16 protein-coding genes and 1 pseudogene are annotated in these 18,898 nt (G+C 68.7%); 12 read left to right on the forward strand and 5 right to left on the reverse strand.

The annotated features are described in order from the left end of the window. Window positions 1–29: 29 nt before the first annotated feature. The 5 genes from ACFVXC_RS20205 to ACFVXC_RS20225 all read left to right on the forward strand — a co-directional run bounded on the left by ACFVXC_RS20205 (window position 30) and on the right by ACFVXC_RS20225 (window position 7,387). Window positions 30–1,529, forward strand: coding sequence for an extracellular solute-binding protein (locus ACFVXC_RS20205; RefSeq protein WP_389906877.1), 1,500 nt, complete (start codon window positions 30–32; stop codon window positions 1,527–1,529). Further along, window positions 1,529–2,485: a carbohydrate ABC transporter permease gene (locus tag ACFVXC_RS20210; protein WP_389906879.1), complete on the forward strand. Its 957-nt coding sequence runs from the start codon at window positions 1,529–1,531 to the stop codon at window positions 2,483–2,485. Before ACFVXC_RS20205 ends, ACFVXC_RS20210 begins: the two co-directional genes overlap by 1 nt. An 18-nt stretch (window positions 2,486–2,503) precedes the next feature. After that, the gene (locus tag ACFVXC_RS20215) at window positions 2,504–3,379 is read left to right on the forward strand and encodes a carbohydrate ABC transporter permease (RefSeq protein WP_389906881.1); all 876 of its coding nucleotides are present in this window, start codon (window positions 2,504–2,506) and stop codon (window positions 3,377–3,379) included. Window positions 3,380–3,459: 80 nt separating this feature from the next. Beyond that, window positions 3,460–5,067 carry a glycoside hydrolase family 13 protein gene (locus ACFVXC_RS20220; RefSeq protein WP_389906883.1) on the forward strand — a complete coding sequence of 536 codons (1,608 nt, stop codon included), beginning with the start codon at window positions 3,460–3,462 and terminating at the stop codon, window positions 5,065–5,067. Window positions 5,068–5,164: 97 nt separating this feature from the next. Then, entirely contained in the window at window positions 5,165–7,387 is a 2,223-nt protein-coding gene (locus ACFVXC_RS20225; protein ID WP_389906885.1) for a discoidin domain-containing protein, read from the forward strand. Here ACFVXC_RS20225 and ACFVXC_RS20230 read toward each other — a convergent pair. Further along, window positions 7,375–8,577: an MFS transporter gene (locus ACFVXC_RS20230; protein WP_389906887.1), complete on the reverse strand. Its 1,203-nt coding sequence runs from the start codon at window positions 8,575–8,577 to the stop codon at window positions 7,375–7,377. The two genes, ACFVXC_RS20225 and ACFVXC_RS20230, sit on opposite strands and share 13 nt — an antisense overlap. Before the next feature lie 74 nt (window positions 8,578–8,651). On the opposite strand from ACFVXC_RS20230, the gene ACFVXC_RS20235 reads away from it, so the two are divergent. From ACFVXC_RS20235 to ACFVXC_RS20260, 6 genes are all read left to right on the forward strand, one after another. Beyond that, window positions 8,652–9,410 carry a DeoR/GlpR family DNA-binding transcription regulator gene (locus ACFVXC_RS20235; RefSeq protein ID WP_389906889.1) on the forward strand — a complete coding sequence of 253 codons (759 nt, stop codon included), beginning with the start codon at window positions 8,652–8,654 and terminating at the stop codon, window positions 9,408–9,410. Window positions 9,411–9,414: 4 nt separating this feature from the next. Next, window positions 9,415–10,068, forward strand: a complete 654-nt coding sequence (locus tag ACFVXC_RS20240) for an HAD family hydrolase (protein WP_389906891.1) — start codon at window positions 9,415–9,417, stop codon at window positions 10,066–10,068. A 174-nt stretch (window positions 10,069–10,242) separates the two neighbouring features. Next, entirely contained in the window at window positions 10,243–11,655 is a 1,413-nt protein-coding gene (locus ACFVXC_RS20245) for a family 2B encapsulin nanocompartment shell protein (protein ID WP_389906893.1), read from the forward strand. Between the two features lie 52 nt (window positions 11,656–11,707). Next, window positions 11,708–13,030, forward strand: coding sequence for a family 2 encapsulin nanocompartment cargo protein terpene cyclase (locus tag ACFVXC_RS20250; protein ID WP_389906895.1), 1,323 nt, complete (start codon window positions 11,708–11,710; stop codon window positions 13,028–13,030). Between the two features lie 14 nt (window positions 13,031–13,044). Beyond that, window positions 13,045–13,929, forward strand: coding sequence for a geranyl diphosphate 2-C-methyltransferase (locus tag ACFVXC_RS20255; protein WP_389906896.1), 885 nt, complete (start codon window positions 13,045–13,047; stop codon window positions 13,927–13,929). A 171-nt stretch (window positions 13,930–14,100) separates the two neighbouring features. Next, complete coding sequence (locus ACFVXC_RS20260; protein ID WP_389906898.1) at window positions 14,101–15,417, forward strand: cytochrome P450; 1,317 nt, start codon at window positions 14,101–14,103, stop codon at window positions 15,415–15,417. A gap of 10 nt (window positions 15,418–15,427) precedes the next feature. Here ACFVXC_RS20260 and ACFVXC_RS20265 read toward each other — a convergent pair. Continuing rightward, window positions 15,428–15,523: pseudogene (locus ACFVXC_RS20265) on the reverse strand (GNAT family N-acetyltransferase); the annotation flags it as partial. Window positions 15,524–15,647: 124 nt separating this feature from the next. Here ACFVXC_RS20265 and ACFVXC_RS20270 point away from each other — a divergent pair. Next, on the forward strand, window positions 15,648–16,388 hold the full coding sequence (locus ACFVXC_RS20270; RefSeq protein ID WP_389906900.1) for a class I SAM-dependent methyltransferase: 741 nt from the start codon (window positions 15,648–15,650) through the stop codon (window positions 16,386–16,388). Between the two features lie 242 nt (window positions 16,389–16,630). Here the strand turns inward: ACFVXC_RS20270 and ACFVXC_RS20275 are convergent, their stop codons facing one another. The 3 genes from ACFVXC_RS20275 to ACFVXC_RS20285 all read right to left on the reverse strand — a co-directional run bounded on the left by ACFVXC_RS20275 (window position 16,631) and on the right by ACFVXC_RS20285 (window position 18,281). Further along, window positions 16,631–17,011 carry a hypothetical protein gene (locus ACFVXC_RS20275; protein ID WP_389906902.1) on the reverse strand — a complete coding sequence of 127 codons (381 nt, stop codon included), beginning with the start codon at window positions 17,009–17,011 and terminating at the stop codon, window positions 16,631–16,633. 289 nt (window positions 17,012–17,300) lie between these two features. After that, complete coding sequence (locus tag ACFVXC_RS20280; RefSeq protein ID WP_389906904.1) at window positions 17,301–17,930, reverse strand: alpha-ketoglutarate-dependent dioxygenase AlkB; 630 nt, start codon at window positions 17,928–17,930, stop codon at window positions 17,301–17,303. Window positions 17,931–18,014: 84 nt separating this feature from the next. Further along, the gene (locus ACFVXC_RS20285; protein WP_389906905.1) at window positions 18,015–18,281 is read right to left on the reverse strand and encodes a GlsB/YeaQ/YmgE family stress response membrane protein; all 267 of its coding nucleotides are present in this window, start codon (window positions 18,279–18,281) and stop codon (window positions 18,015–18,017) included. Window positions 18,282–18,898: the final 617 nt, after the last annotated feature.

Genomic DNA, 18,898 nt, shown 5'->3' on the forward strand with positions numbered 1-18,898 from the left:
CAGGCGGCGCTGTCCAAAGGGGTCCACCGATGAGCAGCTCCGGAATGACGTACTTCCGACGTATACGCCGCCGCACGCGAAGCGCCGTGCCGAGCCGCATACCGAGCGGTGCGGTCGGGCACACCACGATCCGCGCCCACCGTCGTACGGCCACGGTCGCCGTCGCTTCCGCCCTTGCCCTCACCGCCCTCGCGGCCTGCGGCACCAGCAGCAGCGACAACGGCGATTCCGACGGGGGCGACAGCGGCAACGCGGCCAACGCCGCCGCCCCCCTTGACGCGAAGACCAAGGTGACGCTCACCATCGACTGTATGCCGCCGGCCGCCGAGAAGGCCGAGCTCAAGCAGTGGAAGGAGGACGTCGCGGCGTTCAACAAGAAGTACCCGAACGTCACGATCAAGGGGAAGCAGACCGACCCCTGCCTGGAGCCTCCCCGCTTCACGGCGATGCTGAAGGCGAAGTCCCAACCGGACGTCTTCTACACCTACTTCACCGATCTGCAGCAGGTCCTGGACAACGACGGAGCGCAGGACATCAGCGCCTACGTCAACGACAAGTCCGTCCCGGCCCTCGGGGACATGGACCCGAACGTCCTCAACGTCCTGAAGAAGGACGACAAGCTCTACGGCCTGCCCTACAGCAACTACACGATGGGCCTGCTCGTCAACCGCAAGCTCTTCAAGAAGGCCGGGCTCGACCCCAACTCGCCCCCGACCACCTGGGCCGAGGTCCGCACGGCCGCCAAGAAGATCGCCGCCCTCGGCGACGGCGTCTCGGGCTTCGGCGAGTACAGCGCCGGCAACAACGGCGGCTGGCACTTCACCGCCACCACCTACGGCCTCGGCGGCGACATCGTGAGCAAGGACGGCAAGAAGGCCGCCTTCAACAACGACACCGGCAAGCAGGTCGTCGACAACCTCAAGGCCATGCGCTGGGACGACAACAGCATGGGCAAGACCCAGCTCCTGAAGTGGGGCGACCTGCAGAAGCAGATGGCCGCCGACAAGCTGGGCATGTTCCTCGCCGCGCCCGACGACATCACGTACATGGTGCAGAACCTCGGCGCGAAGTACGACGACTTCGGTATGGGCCCGATCCCCGGCCAGAAGGCCACCCTCTTCGGTGGCAACGACTACATGATCAAGAAGGGCAGTTCGCCCGACCAGATCAAGGCCGCGATCGCCTGGATCAACTTCAAGTTCCTCCAGCCCGGCAAGGGCCAGTTCGACTGGGCCCGCACCAAGGCGGACGGACTGCCCGTCGGTCTGCCGCAGCCGAACTTCTGGACCGGTGACAGCAAGACCACGGACGACAAGGCCCGCGCGGCAAGCTCGACCATGCCCGTCGAGAACTTCCAGGCCTTCACCGACAAGCCGGTCACCGGCAAGGCCGAGCCGCCCAAGGCGCAGGAGGTCTACAAGGTCCTCGACACCCTGATGTCGGCCGTCCTCACGAACGAGAACGCCGACGCGGACAAGCTCCTGAAGACCGCCGAGCAGCAGGTCAACCAGGTTCTGGCCAACCAGTGATGTCCGCACCCACCCTCTCCAAGAACAAGGCCCGGCCGTCCCCGCAGACGGGCAGCCGGGCCGCCCGACCCGAACGCGCCGCGTTCCGCCAGGCGTTGAAGCGCAACCTCACCGCCCACGGCTTCCTGATCGGCGCCCTCCTGTGCTTCGCGATCTTCTCCTGGTATCCGATGGTCAGGGAATTCGTCCTGGCCTTCCAGAAGACCGAGAACGGCGAGACGGTCTGGGCCGGCTGGTCCAACCTCACGTACATCTTCAACGACCCGGCCTTCTGGCAGGCGTGGCGCAACACCCTGCTGTTCACCGGGCTCGCGCTGGTCCTCGGCTTCGCCGTCCCCTTCGCCATCGCGCTCGTACTCAATGAGTTCCGGCACGGCCGCGGATACTTGAGGCTGCTCGTCTATCTCCCCGTGATGCTGCCGCCCGTGGCGTCCGTCCTGCTCTTCAAGTACTTCTACGATCCCGGATACGGCCTGTTCAACCGCATCCTGGAAGCCGTGGGCCTGCCCGGGCAGGCCTGGTTGCAGGACACCGACACCGCGATGATCTCCGTGGTCATCGCCGCCACCTGGATGAACATGGGCGGTGCGACGCTGATCTACCTGGCGGCGCTGCAGTCCATACCCGGCGAGCTGTACGAGGCGGCCGAGCTGGACGGCGCGGGCGTTCTCCGCAGGATCTGGCATGTCACCATTCCGCAGACCCGGCTGATCCTCTCGCTGATGCTGCTCCTGCAGATCATCGCGACCATGCAGGTGTTCGTGGAGCCGTTCCTGCTCACCGGCGGCGCGGGCCCCGAGGGCGCGACCCTGACCGTCGTCCACCTCATCTACCAGTACGCCTTCACCTTCAACAACTACGGCAGCGCGGCGGCCCTCGGCCTGATCCTGCTCGTCCTGCTCGCCGGATTCTCGGCGGCGTACACGCGACTGAGCCGTGCAGGCAGCGAAGACTAGCCGGGGGAGACGACGGACATGAGCACACGCACCCTGATCTCCCCGGCCCAGCTGGCCCGCCCTCGCGGCAAGGTCCTGTACTGGACCGCCTTCACCGTGGTGACGATCGTCTTCACTCTGGTCTTCATCGGCCCGCTGTACTGGATGGTCGTCAGCGGCCTCAAGTCGCCGCAGGAATTCGCCCAGACACCACCGACCCTGGTCCCCGACTCCATCCATCCGCAGAACTACGCGGACGCCTGGGGCGTGATGGACCTGGCCCAACTCCTTTTCAACACCCTCTACTACGCGTTCGGCGCGCTCGCCTTCCAACTGGTCTTCGACGTGGCGGCGGCCTACTCGCTCTCCAAGCTGCGGCCCATGTTCGGCAAGGCGATCCTCGGGATGATGCTGCTCACCCTCATGATCCCGGCCACGGTCCTGGTCGTACCGCAGTACCTGACCGTCCTGGACGTGCCGATCGTGGAGCGCAACCTCATCAACTCGCCCTGGGCGATCTGGCTCCCCTCGGTCACCAACGCCTTCAACATCTTCCTGCTCAAGCGGTTCTTCGACTCCATCCCGCGTGAGCTCCTGGACGCCGCAGCCATCGACGGCGCCTCGTCCCTGCGCACCCTGCGCTCCGTGGTCCTGCCGCTCTCCAGGCCGATCCTCGGTGTCGTGTCGATCTTCGCGGTGGTCGCGGTCTGGAAGGACTTCCTCTGGCCGATGCTCACCCTGCCCGACCCCGGCAAGCAGACCGTCAACGTCGGCATCTACTCCCTGGCCGCCAGCGTCTCCGAGAACTGGCTCCTGGCCGCCCTCGCCATCGCCTCGCTGCCGACCCTGATCATCTTCCTGATCTTCCAGCGCAACATCATGAGCGGCCTGACCGCCGGCAGCCTCAAGGGCTGACCCTCGGGCCCACCCCGCGCACCCCGCCACCGGCCGACGGCCGCGGCGACGGGGTCCCACCTGCCCGAAAGGAACCTCACGTGGCAGACACCTCCCCGACCGATGCCTCCTGGTGGCGCTCGGCCGCCATCTACCAGGTGTACGTACGCAGCTTCGCGGACGGTGACGGTGACGGCACCGGCGACCTCGCCGGCGTCCGGGCCAAGCTGCCCTACCTCGCCGAACTCGGCGTCGACGCACTGTGGTTCAGCCCCTGGTACCTCTCACCCATGGTCGACGGCGGTTACGACGTCACCGACTACCGCGTGATCGACCCCGCGTTCGGCACCGTCGCCGAGGCCGAGAAGCTGATCGCGGAGGCCCGCGCGCTCGGTATCCGCACCATCGTCGACATCGTCCCCAACCACGTATCCGACCAGCATGCCTGGTTCAAGGCCGCCCTGGCCGCAGGTCCCGGCTCTCCCGAACGCGACCTCTTCCACTTCCGCCCCGGCCGCGGCGCACACGGTGAACTCCCGCCCAACGACTGGCCGTCGCAGTTCTCGGCCACCGCTTCGACCTGGACCCGTGTCGAGGACGGCGAGTGGTACCTCCACCTCTTCGCACCGGAGCAGCCCGACCTCAACTGGACCCACCCCGCTGTCCGCCAGGAGCACGAGGACGTCCTGCGGTTCTGGTTCGAGAGGGGAGTGTCAGGCGTACGGATCGACTCCGCGGCCCTGCCCGCCAAGGACCCCGCCCTGCCCGACTTCATCGAGGGAATCGATCCGCACCCGTTCATCGACCGCGATGAACTCCACGACATCTACCGCTCCTGGCGCGCCGTCGCCGACGAGTACGCGGGCGTCTTCGTCGGCGAGGTCTGGCTCCCCGACGCCGAGCGCTTCGCCCGCTATCTGCGCCCCGACGAAATGCACACCGCCTTCAACTTCTCGTTCCTCTCCTGTCCTTGGGACCCACAGCGGCTGCGCACGTCCATCGAGGCCACCCTCGCCGAGCACGCCCCGGTCGGCGCCCCCGCCACCTGGGTACTGTGCAACCACGACGTGACCCGCACGGTCACCCGCTACGGCCGTGACGACACCGGCTTCGACTTCACCACGAAGAGGTTCGGCACCCCCACCGACCTGACGCTCGGCACCCGCCGTGCCCGCGCCGCCGCCCTCCTGGCCCTCGCCCTGCCCGGCGCGGTCTACATATACCAGGGCGACGAGCTGGGCCTGCCCGAGGCCGACATCCCCCTGGACCGCATCCAGGACCCCATGCACTTCCGCTCCGGCGGCACCGACCCGGGCCGCGACGGCTGCCGGGTCCCCCTGCCCTGGACGGCCACCGAACCGCACGCGGGCTTCGGATCGATGACCGGCCCCTGGCTGCCACAGCCGGAGGGCTGGCCGTCGTACGCCGCCGATCTCCAGTCCGCCGATCCCCACTCCATGCTCGTCCTCTACCGCGCCGCACTGCGCCTGCGCCGGGTCGAACCCGGTTTCGGCGACGGCCCGCTGACCTGGCTGCCGGCCCCGGACGGCGTCCTCGCCCTGCTGCGTGAGCCGGGCCTGGCCTGCGTCGTCAACCTCGCCCCCGCTCCCTACGAACTCCCCGCCCACACACGCATCCTGCTGGCCAGTGGCCCTTTGGACGACGAGGGTCGTCTGCCGCAGGACACGGCGGCCTGGTTGCGCGTCTGACGCTCCGCACCGCGGCGCCACCGCTCCCCCCCCACACACACACCTCACCCAAGATCGAGCACTGACCTCCCCACTCACAAGGAAGGTGCACCACTCCATGTACAGATCTGGCAGGAGCACGCCAAGTAGCACACCAAGACCCATCCGCAAGTGGTACGCCGCCGTGGCCACCGCAGGCCTCGTCGGCACCCTCGTCACCGGCGTCACAGCCACCGGCGCACAGGCGGCCGGGGCGGCCAAGGCGGCTGCGGGCGCCACGCTGCCCTTCACCTCCGTCGAGGCGGAGAGCGCGACCACGAACGGCACCAAGATCGGCCCCGACTACACCCAGGGCACGGTCGCCTCGGAGGCGTCGGGCCGTCAGGCGGTGCGTCTCGCGGCCGGGCAGAGCGTCGAGTTCACGCTCTCCAAGGCCGCGAACGCGCTCAACGTCGCCTACAACGTCCCAGACGGCCAGTCGGGCTCGATGGCCGTGTACGTCAACGGACAGAAGATCTCCAAGACGCTGGCCGTCACATCGAAGTACAGCTACGTCGACACCCCCTGGATCGCGGGCGCCAAGACCCACCACCTCTTCGACAACGCACGGCTGCAACTCGGCCAGAACCTGAAGTCAGGTGACAAGGTGAAGCTGGAGGCCTCCTCCACCCAGGTCACCGTCGACGTCGCCGACTTCGAACAGGTCGCGGGAGCCGCGGCGAAGCCCTCGGGCGCGCTCTCGGTCACCGACAAGGGCGCCGATCCCACCGGTCAGGGCGACTCCACCCAGGCCTTCCGCGAGGCCATCGCGGCGGCCAAGGGGGGCACGGTATGGATCCCGCCGGGCGAGTACAAGCTCACCCAGTCACTCAACAACGTCGACAACGTGACGATCCGCGGTGCGGGCAACTGGCACTCGATCGTGCGCAGTTCACGCTTCATCGACCAGTCGGGCGCACCCACCGGCAAGGTGGGACTGCATGACTTCGCGGTGATCGGCGAGGTCACCGAGCGGGTCGACAGCAGCCCGGACAACTTCGTCAACGGATCGCTGGGCCCGAACTCCGCCGTCTCCGGAATGTGGCTGCAGCACCTCAAGGTCGGCTTCTGGCTGACGGGCAACAACGACAACCTGGTCGTGGAGAAGAACCGCATCCTCGACATGACGGCCGACGGCCTCAACCTCAACGGCACGGCCAAGGGCGTCAGCGTACGCGACAACTTCCTGCGCAACACCGGTGACGACGCCCTGGCGATGTGGGCTCTCAACACCACCAACAGCGACTCGACCTTCGCGGGCAACACCATCTCGCAGCCCAACCTCGCCAACGGCATCGCCATCTACGGCGGGCGCGACATCACTGTCAAGGACAATCTGATCCTCGACACCAACGCCCTTGGCAGTGGCATAGCCATCTCCAACCAGAAATTCCTGGACCCGTTCTTCCCGCTGGCGGGCACCATCACGGTCGCCGGCAACAGCCTCGTCCGTACCGGGGCCATGAACCCCAACTGGCAGCACCCGATGGGCGCGTTGCGCGTGGACGCGTACGACAGTGCCATCGAGGCCACGGTGAACATCACCGACACGACGATCACCGACAGCCCCTGGAGCGCGTACGAGTTCGTCTCGGGCGGCGGCACCGGCAAGGCCGTGAAGAACGTGAACATCAGTGGCACGACCGTCGACAAGGTGGGCACGGTCGTGGTCCAGGCCGAGACGCCCGGCGCGGTGAGGATGTCGAACGTGAAGGCCACGGGTGTCGGCGCGGCCGGCATCTACAACTGCCCCTACCCGACCGGTTCCGGCACCTTCGGCCTGACCGACGGCGGCGGCAACTCCGGCTGGGACAGCACCTGGGACGACTGCTCGGCCTGGCCCAAGCCCGGTGCAGGCAACCCCGACCCCGACCCGGACCGCAACCTCGCCAAGGGCCGCCCGGCCACCGCGACCGGATCCGCCGACGTCTACACCCCCGCCAAGGCGGTCGACGGTGACGCGGGAACGTACTGGGAATCCACCAACAACGCCTTCCCCCAGTCGATCACCGTCGACCTCGGCAAGTCCGAAGCGGTACGCCGACTCGTCCTGAAGCTGCCGCCGTCCGCGGCCTGGGGGGCCAGGACCCAGACCCTGTCCGTCCAGGGCAGCGCCGACGGCACCACCTACAGCACGCTGGCCGACGCGAAGGACTACCGCTTCGACCCGGCGAGCGGCAACAAGGCGACCGTCACGCTGCCCGCCTCCGCACCCAGTGTTCGCCATCTGCGGCTGCGCGTAACGGCCAACACCGGCTGGCCCGCCGCACAGTTCAGCGAAGTGGAGGCCTACCTCTCCTGACCTCCCGCTCCCCGCTCGCTCACGGCTGTGGCCGGGGCGGGCGGGGTACGCAGGATCCCGGCGGTGCAGGCGGCCAGCACGCAGAACGCCACGGGCAGGAAGAACGTGAGGTTGAGCGGGACGACGTGCGTGAGCGGTCCGATGACGGCGGGCCCGGCGAGCATGCCGAGGTACCCCAGGCCGGCGACCCTGGAGACGTTGGCTCCGGCGGCGTCCTGATCGGCGTGGCCCGCGGCACTGAAGAGCTGCGGGATACAGCCGGAGAGCCCGATCCCGAACACCGTCCAGCCGATCAGGGCCAGCGGCGTCCAGGGGGACAGTGCGGCCACGGCCATACCGTAGGCCGCTGTCGACGCGCCGTGGCGGAGTACGGCCACCGGGCCATAGCGCGCTGCCACCCGGTCGGCGAGCAGACGGCCGACGGTCATGGCCGTGGCGAAGGCGCCGTAGGCGAGCGCGGCGGTCGCGGCCGGCGCGTCCAGGGTGTCCCGCAGGTGGAGCACGCTCCAGTCGTTGGCGACGCCTTCGCAGAGCATGAGCATCAGGGCGAGCGCGGCCAGTATCCAGATGCGCCGCGGCGTCGTGCGCCCGGTCACCGCCTCGGTGGTGACGCCGAGCCCGGGGGTCGCCGCCGGGGGCGTGAGCAGTGCGGGGGCGGCCAGGGCGGCGACCGCCAGACCGAAGAGGGCGACGGCGCCCAGGGTCACCGCCGGGCTTATCTCCCAGCTGAGGGTGCGTGCGCCCACAAGCGCGGCGAGGACACCGCCGATGGAGAAGGTGGCGTGGAAGGCGGACATGACGGGCCGCCCGTAGCCGCGCTCGACCTGGACGGCATGCGCGTTCATGCTGACGTCCAGGCAGCCGTTGCCGAAGCCGAGCACCAGCAGCGCCGCCCCCAGCGCCCAGGCACTGGTGGCGAGCCCCGGCAGGACCACCGCCGCACTGCACAGCGCCGCGCTGACGGGGACGACGGTGCGGGCGCCGAAGCGGTCGGTGAGCGGGCCGACGAGCTGCATGCCGGCGAACGCTCCCGCGCCGAGCAGCAGCAGGAGCCAGCCGAGAACGGCGTGGCTGATGCCGACGCGATGCTCGACGGCCGGGATGTGGACGATCCACATCCCCATCAGGAAGCCGTTGAGGGTGAAGTAGGCGAAGGTGGCCAGTCGGCCCGAAAGCAGCGATCTTTCCATGCCGACGAACATAACGAACATGATGAGTGTTCGGAAGTTTGCGTGGCGAACATCAATGATGTTCTATTGCGGGTATGGTGAGCACAGACCGACTGAGGCAGATCAGCGATGCCGTGCGTGAGGCGGGCCGGATGGGGGTCGCGGACCTCGCGGAACTGACCGGCGCTTCGGAGATGACCATCCGTCGCGATCTGGAGACCCTCGCGGACCAAGGCGTACTGGAGCGCTATCGCGGCGGAGCGAGGAGCCTGCTGCTGCGGGGCGAGGAGCCGCCCTTCGCGCTCCGGGCGCAGGAGGGCCTGGAGATCAAGCGGCGCATCGCCGTCGAGGTCGCGGGCCTGATCGCCGACGGCGAGTCCGTCGTCGTCGACAGCGGCACCACCTGTCTGGAAGTGGCCCGCGCTCTCGGGCGGCGCCGCCTGACCGTGATGCCGCTGTCCCTCCACGCGGTGAACGCGCTGACCGGGGCGCCGCAGCTGACACTCCTGGTCCCGGGCGGTCGGCCCCGGCCCGGTGAACTGGCGCTGACCGGGCCGCTGACCGAGGCGTCACTGGCGGCCCTGCGCTTCGACACCGCGGTCATCGGCTGCTGCGGACTGAACGCGACACACGGCCTGACCGCGTACGACTTGGACGACGCCGCGGTCAAACGCGCCGCGATCGCCTCGGCCCGCCGCGTCATCGCCGTCGCGGACGCCCCCAAGCTCTCCCGCACGGCCCTCGCCTTCGTCGCTCCCGCCACCGCTCTGCACGCCGTCGTCACCGACGAGGCCGCCGCGCGGGACGAGACCGACGCGCTGGCCGCCGCCGGCGTCACCGTACGAAAGGTGTGAACCCATGTCCGGCTCGCCCGAGCTTCCGCAGGTCGTGCTCTTCGACCTGTTCGGCGTCATCGCGCGCCACCAGTCCACCGAAGGCAAGGACCGCCTCGCCCGTACGGCGGAGGTCCCCGCACCGGCGTTCTGGGACGCCTACTGGGCACGGCGACAACCGTACGACAGAGGCGAGTTGACCGGCCCTGCCTACTGGCGCCAGGTCGCGGACACCCTCGCCGTCCGCTTCGACGAGCGCCGGATCGCGGAACTCGTGGAGGCCGACGTCGCCAGTTGGAGCGCCGTGGACGGGACCATGGTGGCTCTGGTCGAAGAACTCGCGGCATCCGGCCGTCGCATCGCACTGCTGTCCAACATCCCCGAGGAACTGGCCACTTACTACGAAACGCACCACCACTGGCTCAAGCGCTTCCCCCTCCGTGCCTTCTCCTGCCGCATCGGCCACGCCAAGCCGGAGCCAGGGGCCTACCAGTGGTGCCTGGACGCCCTGAGCGCCGCACCGGATCGCGTCCTCTTCGTCGATGACCGCGAGGAGAACATTCACGCCGCTGAGGCGACCGGCATACGGGGTCACCTGTTCACCACTCCCGCGCGCCTGAGGGAGGCCCTCTGGGCCACTGGCCTGAACGCCGTGGGTCGTTCGGATAAACCCCGATAGAAGCAAGATCACCGTATCGAGTGCTGCTATCGGTCTTATCGGGCGAGCGAGGCGCAACGACCGTTAAATGGTCCACGGATCTGGACGAAATCCAAGAGATTACCCCTCTACCTCCAGTTTCGTCGGTTGGCGCGCCTGTGGCCAATACCTCCCTCGCGAAGGAGAGCTCGCCCGATGACCGTTGACACCAGCCCGGAAGCGCAGTTGGAGCCGCCAAGGCAGTCCAGCTTGGGCACCGCGGCTGCCCGTAACCTTGCCACCACGACCAAGTCCGCCCCGCAGATGCAGGAGATCACCTCCCGCTGGTTGCTGCGGATGCTCCCCTGGGTGGAGACAAAGGGCGGCGCCTACCGGGTGAACCGGCGGCTGAGTTACACCGTCGGCGACGGGCGCGTCGAGTTCGTCCAGGACGGCGTCGACGTCCGGGTGATCCCCCGCGAACTCGGCGAACTGGCCCTGCTGCGCGGCTTCGACGACGTGGAGGTGCTGACCGCGATCGCCGACCGGTGCGTCCAGCGCGACTTCCGCGCCGGTGAGGTGCTTGTCGAGCGCGGTACCCCCGCCGGTCAGCTCCACCTGATCGCCCACGGCCGGATCAACCAGCACTCCGTCGGCAAGTACGGCGACGATGTCGAAGTCGCGGTCCTCGCCGACGGCGACCTGTTCGGCGAGAACGCCCTTCTGGACACCGACGCCAGATGGGACGCCACCGCGACCGCCGAGACCGCCGGCACGCTGCTCACCCTCTCCCGCACCGATTTCGCCGCCGTCCTGTCGACGGCGCCGAGCCTCCAGGCCCATCTTGACGAGTTCAGCCGGCTTCCCCTGCAACGTCAGAACAAGCACGGCGAAGCCGAGATCGCGATGTCGGCAGGGCACGTCGGCGAATTCGCACTGCCGGGTGCCTTCGTCGACTACGAACTCAAGCCGCGCGAGTACGAACTCTCCGTCGCACAGACCGTTCTGCGGGTCCACACGAGGGTCACCGACCTCTACAACGGGCCGATGAACCAGACCCAGGAGCAGCTCAGGCTCACCATCGAGGCGCTGCGCGAGCGCCAGGAGCACGAGCTGATCAACAACCGGGAGTTCGGCCTGCTCCACAACGCCGACTTCAAGCAGCGGATCCAGCCGCACTCGGGCCCGCCGACCCCGGACGACCTCGACGAACTGCTCTGCCGCCGCCGCGGCACGAAGCTCTTCCTCGCTCACCCCAGGACGATCGCGGCGATCGGGCGTGAGCTCAACGCCCGCGGGATCTATCCGGATCACGTCGACCTCGGCGGGCAGCAGGTGCCTGCCTGGCGCGGGGTCCCGATCCTGCCCTGCAACAAGATCCCGATCACCAAGGAGCAGACCAGCTCGATCCTCGCCATGCGCATCGGCGAGGACAACCAGGGCGTCATCGGTCTGCGCCAGACCGGCCTCCCGGAGGAGTACGAGCCGGGTCTGTCGGTGCGCTTCATGGGCATCAGCGAGCAGGCGATCCTCTCGTACCTGGTCAGTACGTACTACTCCGCCGCCATCCTGGTGCCCAACGCCCTCGGCGTCCTTGAGAACGTGCAGATCGCCCGCAGGCGCGACTAGAGCATCCGTCGTACGGCCACGCCAGCCCGGACACTCCCCGGGCCGGGAGCGCATGCCCGGATCCGGAAGAGGCCACCCCATTCCGACAAGGCCACCCCATCCCGACAAGGAGCCACGGATGCCCGATCCTGGGTCTTCCCCTCTGCACGCGAGCCCGCCCGCCGCCGCGGCCGACCCCGGGGCCCCTGTCCCTGCGTACACCCCCGGCGTCCTGCCCGGCCCGCCCTCTGTCCCCCTGCCTCTGCCCGCCGCGGAATCCGTGCCCCTGCCCGACACCGAGCCGGACCTCGCCCTGGAGCGGGTCCTGCGCGGTCCCAGCGGTCTGGGCACGGCGAGCCTGTACCCGGGCCGGCGTGAGGAGCCGTCGCCGCCCGCGGCGGTCGAGGCGCCGGCGGAGGCACTGCACATCCCGGGGCTCTACTACCACCCGGTGTCGGAGCCCGACCCGGCGCGGGTGGAGGAGGTCAGCCGCCGGATCAAGGACTGGGCGGTCGACGAGGTCGAACTGTTCCCCGACGAGTGGGAGGGCCAGTTCGACGGCTTCTCCGTCGGGCGCTACATGGTCGCCTGCCACCCGGACGCGCCGACCATCGAGCATCTGATGGTCGCCACCCGGCTCATGGTCGCGGAGAACGCGGTCGACGACTGCTACTGCGAGGACCACGGAGGTTCGCCGATCGGCCTCGGTGGGCGTCTGCTTCTGGCGCACACCGCGCTCGACCCGCTGCACGCGACGAAGGAGTACCAGCCCCAGTGGGCGGAGTCGCTCCACGCGGACGCGCCGCGGCGCGCCTACCGCTCCGCGATGGAGTACTTCGTCCAGCAGGCCACCGGTTCCCAGGCCGACCGCTTCCGGCACGACATGGCGCGGCTGCACCTGGGGTACCTCGCGGAGGCGGCCTGGGCCCAGACGGACCACACGCCCGAGGTGTGGGAGTACCTGGCGATGCGGCAGTTCAACAACTTCCGGCCCTGCCCGGGCATCACCGACGCCGTCGGCGGCTACGAACTGCCGACGGACCTGCATGCTCAGCCCGCCACGCAGAAGGTCCTCGCGCTCGCCGGGAACGCCAGCACCATCGTCAACGACCTGTACTCGTACACCAAGGAACTCGCCAGTCCCGGACGGCACTTGAACCTGCCCGTGGTGATCGCCGATCGGGAGGGCATCTCCGACCAGGAGGCCTATCTCAAAGCGGTCGAGGTCCACAACGACCTCATGCGCGACTTCGAGACCGAAGCCGCCGCCCTGGCCGCCTCCTGCCCGGTCCCGAGCCTGCTGCGCTTCCTGCGGGGCGTGGCCGTATGGGTCGACGGCAACCACTACTGGCACCAGACCAACACCTACCGATACAGCCTGCCCGATTTCTGGTAAGGACGGAATCACCTGTGACCAGCACTGAATTCACCACTGTCGACAGCGCCTCCGCGTTCGTCCCCGCCCCGGCGACGCCCTATCAGGGCGACATCGCGCGCTACTGGAACAACGAGGCCAGGCCCGTGAACCTGCGCCTCGGCGACGTCGACGGGCTCTATCACCATCATTACGGCATCGGCGACGTCGATCACGCCGCCCTGGGCGACCCCGACGACAGCGAGCATGAGAAGAAACTGATCACAGAGCTCCACCGCCTGGAGTCGGCGCAGGCCGAAGTCCTCCTGAACCACATGGGCTCCCTCCGGAGTGACGACACGCTCGTGGACGCCGGCTGCGGCCGTGGCGGTTCGATGGTCATGGCGCACCAGCGATTCGGATGCAAGGTCGAGGGCGTCACCCTGTCGGCCAAGCAGGCCGACTTCGCCAACCAGCGTGCCCAGGAACTCCGTATCCAGGACCACGTCCGGGCCCAGGTGTGCAACATGCTCGACATGCCCTTCGAGACCGGGCAGGCCGCGGGCTCGTGGAACAACGAGTCGACCATGTACGTCGACCTGCACGACCTCTTCAGCGAGCACTCCCGGGTCCTGGAGGTCGGCGGCCGCTACGTGACCATCACCGGCTGCTGGAACCCGCGGTACGGCCAGCCCTCGAAGTGGGTCTCCCAGATCAACGCGCACTTCGAGTGCAACATCCACTCCCGCCGGGAGTACCTGCGCGCCATGGCCGACAACCGTCTCGTACCGCAGGCCGTCGTCGACCTGACGCCCGCGACCCTGCCCTACTGGGAGCTGCGGGCCACGTCGTCCCTGGTCACCGGGATCGAAGAGGCGTTCATCAACTCCTACAAGGACGGCTCCTTCCAGTACGTCCTGATCGCGGCCGACCGCGTCTGACCGATCGCGGCCGCCCGACCGGCGTGCACTGACCGGAGGGGCCGGGCCCGCCGCCCGGCTCCTCCGGCGGGCCCCGACGTGTACTGTCGCGTGCCGCTCCCGCTGCCCTACAGTGCGTGACGCCTCCATCCGCCCGTGCCGACGTACAGCAGCCCGAACAGGAGCAGTTCCGTGGCCACCCACGCCCGCGCCGGTTCTTTCCCTTCGCCTCCCGGGCGCCAGGTTCCCGAGCTGGATCCCGCGCTCGTCGAACAGTGGCAGGCCGGGGGAGGAGAACTCATCGACCTCTTCGCGGAGGCACGCGAACGGCTCGGCGGTGTCGCCGCGTTCCGGCTCGGCCCACGCCCGACCGTTCTGATCACCGCCCCCGAAGCCGTGCAGCACGTGCTCGCGCTCAATCCCGGCCGGTATGTCAAGCGTTCACACCGTGCGCGACTGCTGATCGGTGACGGAGTGCTCGCCGCGACGGGGGAGGCGTGGCAGAGCCAACGGCGTCTGCTGCAGTCCCAGTTCACAGGCCCGGGCATGCGGCGCTACGAACAGCGGATCGCCGAGGCCGCCCGGACAACGGCGGAGCGCTGGGCCGGGTACGCCCGCACCGGGCAGGTCTTCGACGTCGGCGACGAGATGCGTCGTTTCGCCCTGGACACCATCTGGCGCTCCCTGACCGGACATCCCCTCGACCCCGAGACCGAGCGCGAACTGGCCGCTGTACCCGCCGTGGTGGCCGCGCTGCCCAGCCTGCCCGCCGACGGCACCGCGGCCCAAGGGGCGGTCGCCGATGAGCTGGCCAGAATCGACGCGGTGGCGAGCCACGCCATCGCCGCCGCGCGCGACACCGAGGCCGGACCCGACGGCCCTGGCCTGCTGCACGTCCTGCTCGACGCGGCCGAAACGCGTCCCGAGTACACGGACCGGCTGATCCGCGACGAGCTCGTCACCCTCCTCGTCGCCGGGCACGAGACCACCGCGACGACCCTGACCTGGCTCTACCTCCTGTTGGACCGCAACCCGCAGGCGCGGGAGCAGGCTCTCGCCGCCGGAGAGGACGGCTCGCCCCAGCGGCGGCAGGCTCTCCAAGCACTCGTCCACGAAACGCTGCGGTTCTACCCGTCCGCCTGGATGCTGCCGCGCAGCGCGGCGGAGGACGACACCCTCGCCGGGTACGAGATCGAGGCCGGCACCGACGTACTGGTCTGCCCCTACCTCACACACCGGGACCCTGAACTCTGGGAAGCCCCGGGGCGATTCGATCCGGCCCGCTTCACGACCCCCGGGCGGCGCCCCACCCACCCGGGAAGCTACTTCCCGTTCGGCGTCGGCCCCAGGGCCTGCCTGGGGCTCCAGTTCGCCCTCCGTGAGTCGACCGTCCTCCTTGAGCATCTGCTGCCCGCCCACGTCCCGCACTTCCACTCCACCCCGACCAAGGCCGCGTACAGCATCACGGTGCGCCCCGACGGCCCGACGCCCGCGGTGTTGGGGGCCTGAGGCCTGTCCGGCGGGTGCCTCCACGGCGGCGGATCTCGGTGGCCACCGCCTGGACCGCGAAGCGGCCGTAGCCGCGACCCTGCTGCCCGGCCGCGATGTTGAGGCGCGGCCCGGGAGTTCAATCCCGAGACGGTCGCAAGTTCCGCCGGACAGGTACTTCGGCTCGTCCGGCGGATCATGAGTGTCGTAATGGTGTTGACCGCCCCGGCAGGCAGTGCTGGAGTCGGCACGTGGAAAGCATCCCCGCCAACCGGCGGCTCTGGAACCAGATCAGCAGCGCCTACCAGCAAGAGCACGATCCGCAGATCGGCGCCACACCCCGGCTGTGGGGCATGTACTCCATCCCGGACGCGCACCTGCACGCCCTGGGTGACGTCACCGGCAAGCGCGTCCTCGAACTCGGCTGCGGCGCCGGCCAGTGGTCCAGGGCGCTCGCCGCCGAGGGCGCCACCGTGGTCGGGCTCGACCTGTCCGAAGCGCAACTCGCCGCGGCGGCACGCGCGATGGGAGCGGCCCGCTACTCGCTGGTGCAAGGCGCCGCCGAACAACTCCCCTTCGCCGACGACAGCTTCGACCTGGTGTTCTGCGACTTCGGTGGGCTCAGTTGGGCGCCCCCGCACCTGGCCGTCCCGCAGGCCGCACGCGTCTTGGACCGAGGCGGGCGCCTGGTGTTCAACGTCGCCAGCCCATGGTTCGAGGCTTGCTACGACGTAGCCGCCAGCCACGTGACCACGACGCTGCAGCAGGACTACTTCGGGCTGAACACCATCGCCGAGGGCGACGGCGCGACCAGCTATCAGCTCACCTACGGCGACTGGGTCAAGGTCCTGCGCGGCGCGGGCCTCATCATCGACGACCTCATCGAGCCGCGGCCCGAACTCGGAACACCCAACGGCTACAACGAAACCGACCCACCCGACTGGGCACACCGCTGGCCGGCCGAACTGCTCTGGGTAACCCACAAACCGTAGGCTCCGCCGCGCCGAGACGTGAAGGCCTCTCCTCGCCGGGCATGCCTGGGTGTATTGACCCGCAGGGTTGTTGACGCGGCTGATCATGGCCGGAGCCGGAGCCGGAGCCGGAGCCGGAGCCGGAGCCGGATCGAGGCGCGCGCGTAGACGGTTTTCCACGGGCCGAGACGCACAGGCAGATCCCGCCGGCGAACCCCAGTGCGCTGTCGATACACCGCCTCCGAGCAAGGCCGGGGCGCGCCTCAATTCTGAGCCCTCTCCAGTTCGTCATGGTGGTGGCGCAGCCGGATGCTCACCGTTCCCGCGGTGAACAGCACGCTGCCCATCGCTGTCAGAGGGAGGGAAACCACCAAGGCCGCCAGTGGCTGGGGCCAGTTCCGGTCCGATGCGCACTGCGCCGCATCGTTGTAAGCGTCATTGGAATCCTCGAAGTAGAGGTCCCTGGGTTCGGAGTTGACGGGTGCTGGGCAGTCTATTTTGTTGTACGTGGACTCGTACGACGTGAACAACTGCCACGCGGCATAGAGCCAGAGCAGCAAGGCGCAGGCAAGCAGCCCGATTCCCCAGCTCTGCAGTCGGCCGGCCCGCGTCCGGAAGTTCTGCTCGACCGCCAGTGGGTGCACTTGCGTCTCCTCGTATTGACCTTGAGTCTTGAGTGGTCCGGGAGACTGTAGCGGCGGCCACGAGATGAAGCATGCAAAAAAAGCCCCGGTCTCGTGAGAGACCGGGGCTTGTCGCGAGCGCTGGGCAGGCCTTGCACCTGCATTTCCCCGCAGGAAGCGGGGCGTCTTTCCTTGGACGACCAACGCCGGGCCCGCTGCCGGGAGTTCCGGCTGCAGGCGCAAGATCAACTATAGCGCACGAGCCGGGGTTGCCGCGCGCCGCAGCGAGTCGTGCCGGAGGAACGACCGGTCACTGCACCCCGTGCGGCCGGAACTGGACGCTGATGCGCCCTCCGGAGGTCCGGGCCGACTTGGGGACGGCGTGCTCCCAGGTGCGCTGGCAGGAGCCGCCCATCACGATCAGGTCGCCGTGCCCGAGCGGGCGTCGGACGGTCTCGCCACCGTGGCGTGGGCGCAGCAGGAGGTCGCGGGGTGCTCCCACGGAGAGGATGGCGACCATCGTGTCCTCGCGGGCGCCCCGGCCGATGCGGTCGCCGTGCCAGGCCACGCTGTCGCGCCCGTCGCGGTAGTGACACAGGCCGGCCGTCGTGAACGCCTCGCCGAGCTCGGCGGCGTAGTGCGCCGAGAGTGCCTGCCGAGCCTCGTCGAGAACGGGGTGGGGGAGTGGTTCGCCGGCGCGGTAGAAGGCGAGCAGGCGTGGCACGTCCACGACCCGCTCGTACATCTGCCGTCGTTCGGCCTTCCACGGGACGTCCGTGGTGAGCCGCTCGAACAGGACGTCGGCGCCGCTGAGCCAGCCCGGCAGGAGGTCTATCCACGCCCCGTCCCCGAGGGTTGTCCTGCGGATCCCGTCCAGGCGGCCCAGGCGTACGTCGTCGCTCTGATCGAAGAGCGATCCCTGGAGCTGGTGCGTTGCCATATGACCAGTGTACCCAATGATTCGAACGTGTGAACTAATTCGAATATCGGCCGCACTCGCCCACTCGCTCGCCGTCAGGGCTGGTCAGCGGGACCGCTGCCCGGAGAGCAGGCGATAGACGAACAGGACGATCACCGAACCGATGATGGCGGCGATCCACGTGGACAGGTGGAAGAAGCCGTTGATCGAGTGGACGCCGAAGATCAGCTTGCCCAGCCAGCCGCCGAGCAGCCCGCCCACGATGCCGATCAACATCGTCACCAGGCAGCCTCCCGGGTCCTTGCCAGGAGTGAGGGCCTTGGCGATGGCGCCCGCGATGAGGCCGATCAGGATCCAGGCGATGATGCCCACGAGTGTGTTCCTTTCCCTTGTGTGCGTGTCGGCTCCCGGTCCGCTGTCCGACACCACTGAGGCAAATGTCCATCGCGGGGTCCCTCACTCGGGACCAAAGTCATCGGTCGCGGGGCGAAGGTCACTCCCATGCCAGCCAAATGGGTGAAGGCCGCTCAGGAGCAGCCCTGCGGACGTGGCCAGGCGGGAGTGGGTGGGGCACCGCTCCGTCACCCCGTCACGAAATGCGGCCCACGTCGGCTCACGCTATAGATGTGAAGAGAGCGTTGCAGGCTCTCCATGAATTCGGGGTCGTGGGCATGTCAGCGAGGGGCAGGCGAGTAAAGAAGCTGCGAGGAGGACGCTGCCAATGCTAGTTGTCGCTCTTTTGCTCTTGCCGGCCATGGGGCTCCTGATGATCGCCATGGACCGCATCGAGGATCTGATGAACCGGGAAGCGTCGCCGAGACACGGTCGGCGGGTACGTCACCTTCGCCTCATCCATGGAGGAGAGCGCCCGGCACATCACCGGACGTCCGCCTCCGAACAGCGCAGGGACGCGGACATACGCCCCTCTGTCTTTCTGCACGGGGAGTGGCCACGGAGTCTCCGGGCCGGTGGGGCATGGGCCTCCGGTC

Source organism: Streptomyces sp. NPDC058257, from assembly GCF_042881845.1.
Classification (GTDB): Bacteria; Actinomycetota; Actinomycetes; order Streptomycetales; family Streptomycetaceae; genus Streptomyces.

Excerpts from the sequence above, each read along its gene's own strand:
- ACFVXC_RS20205 (WP_389906877.1), top strand. The coding sequence starts at position 30 with ATGAGCAGCTCCGGAATGACGTACTTCCGACGTATACGCCGCCGCACG.
- ACFVXC_RS20210 (WP_389906879.1), top strand. The coding sequence starts at position 1,529 with ATGTCCGCACCCACCCTCTCCAAGAACAAGGCCCGGCCGTCCCCGCAG.
- ACFVXC_RS20215 (WP_389906881.1), top strand. The coding sequence starts at position 2,504 with ATGAGCACACGCACCCTGATCTCCCCGGCCCAGCTGGCCCGCCCTCGC.
- ACFVXC_RS20225 (WP_389906885.1), top strand. The coding sequence starts at position 5,165 with ATGTACAGATCTGGCAGGAGCACGCCAAGTAGCACACCAAGACCCATC.
- ACFVXC_RS20230 (WP_389906887.1), bottom strand. The coding sequence starts at position 8,577 with ATGGAAAGATCGCTGCTTTCGGGCCGACTGGCCACCTTCGCCTACTTC.
- ACFVXC_RS20235 (WP_389906889.1), top strand. The coding sequence starts at position 8,652 with ATGGTGAGCACAGACCGACTGAGGCAGATCAGCGATGCCGTGCGTGAG.
- ACFVXC_RS20240 (WP_389906891.1), top strand. The coding sequence starts at position 9,415 with ATGTCCGGCTCGCCCGAGCTTCCGCAGGTCGTGCTCTTCGACCTGTTC.
- ACFVXC_RS20245 (WP_389906893.1), top strand. The coding sequence starts at position 10,243 with ATGACCGTTGACACCAGCCCGGAAGCGCAGTTGGAGCCGCCAAGGCAG.
- ACFVXC_RS20250 (WP_389906895.1), top strand. The coding sequence starts at position 11,708 with ATGCCCGGATCCGGAAGAGGCCACCCCATTCCGACAAGGCCACCCCAT.
- ACFVXC_RS20280 (WP_389906904.1), bottom strand. The coding sequence starts at position 17,930 with ATGGCAACGCACCAGCTCCAGGGATCGCTCTTCGATCAGAGCGACGAC.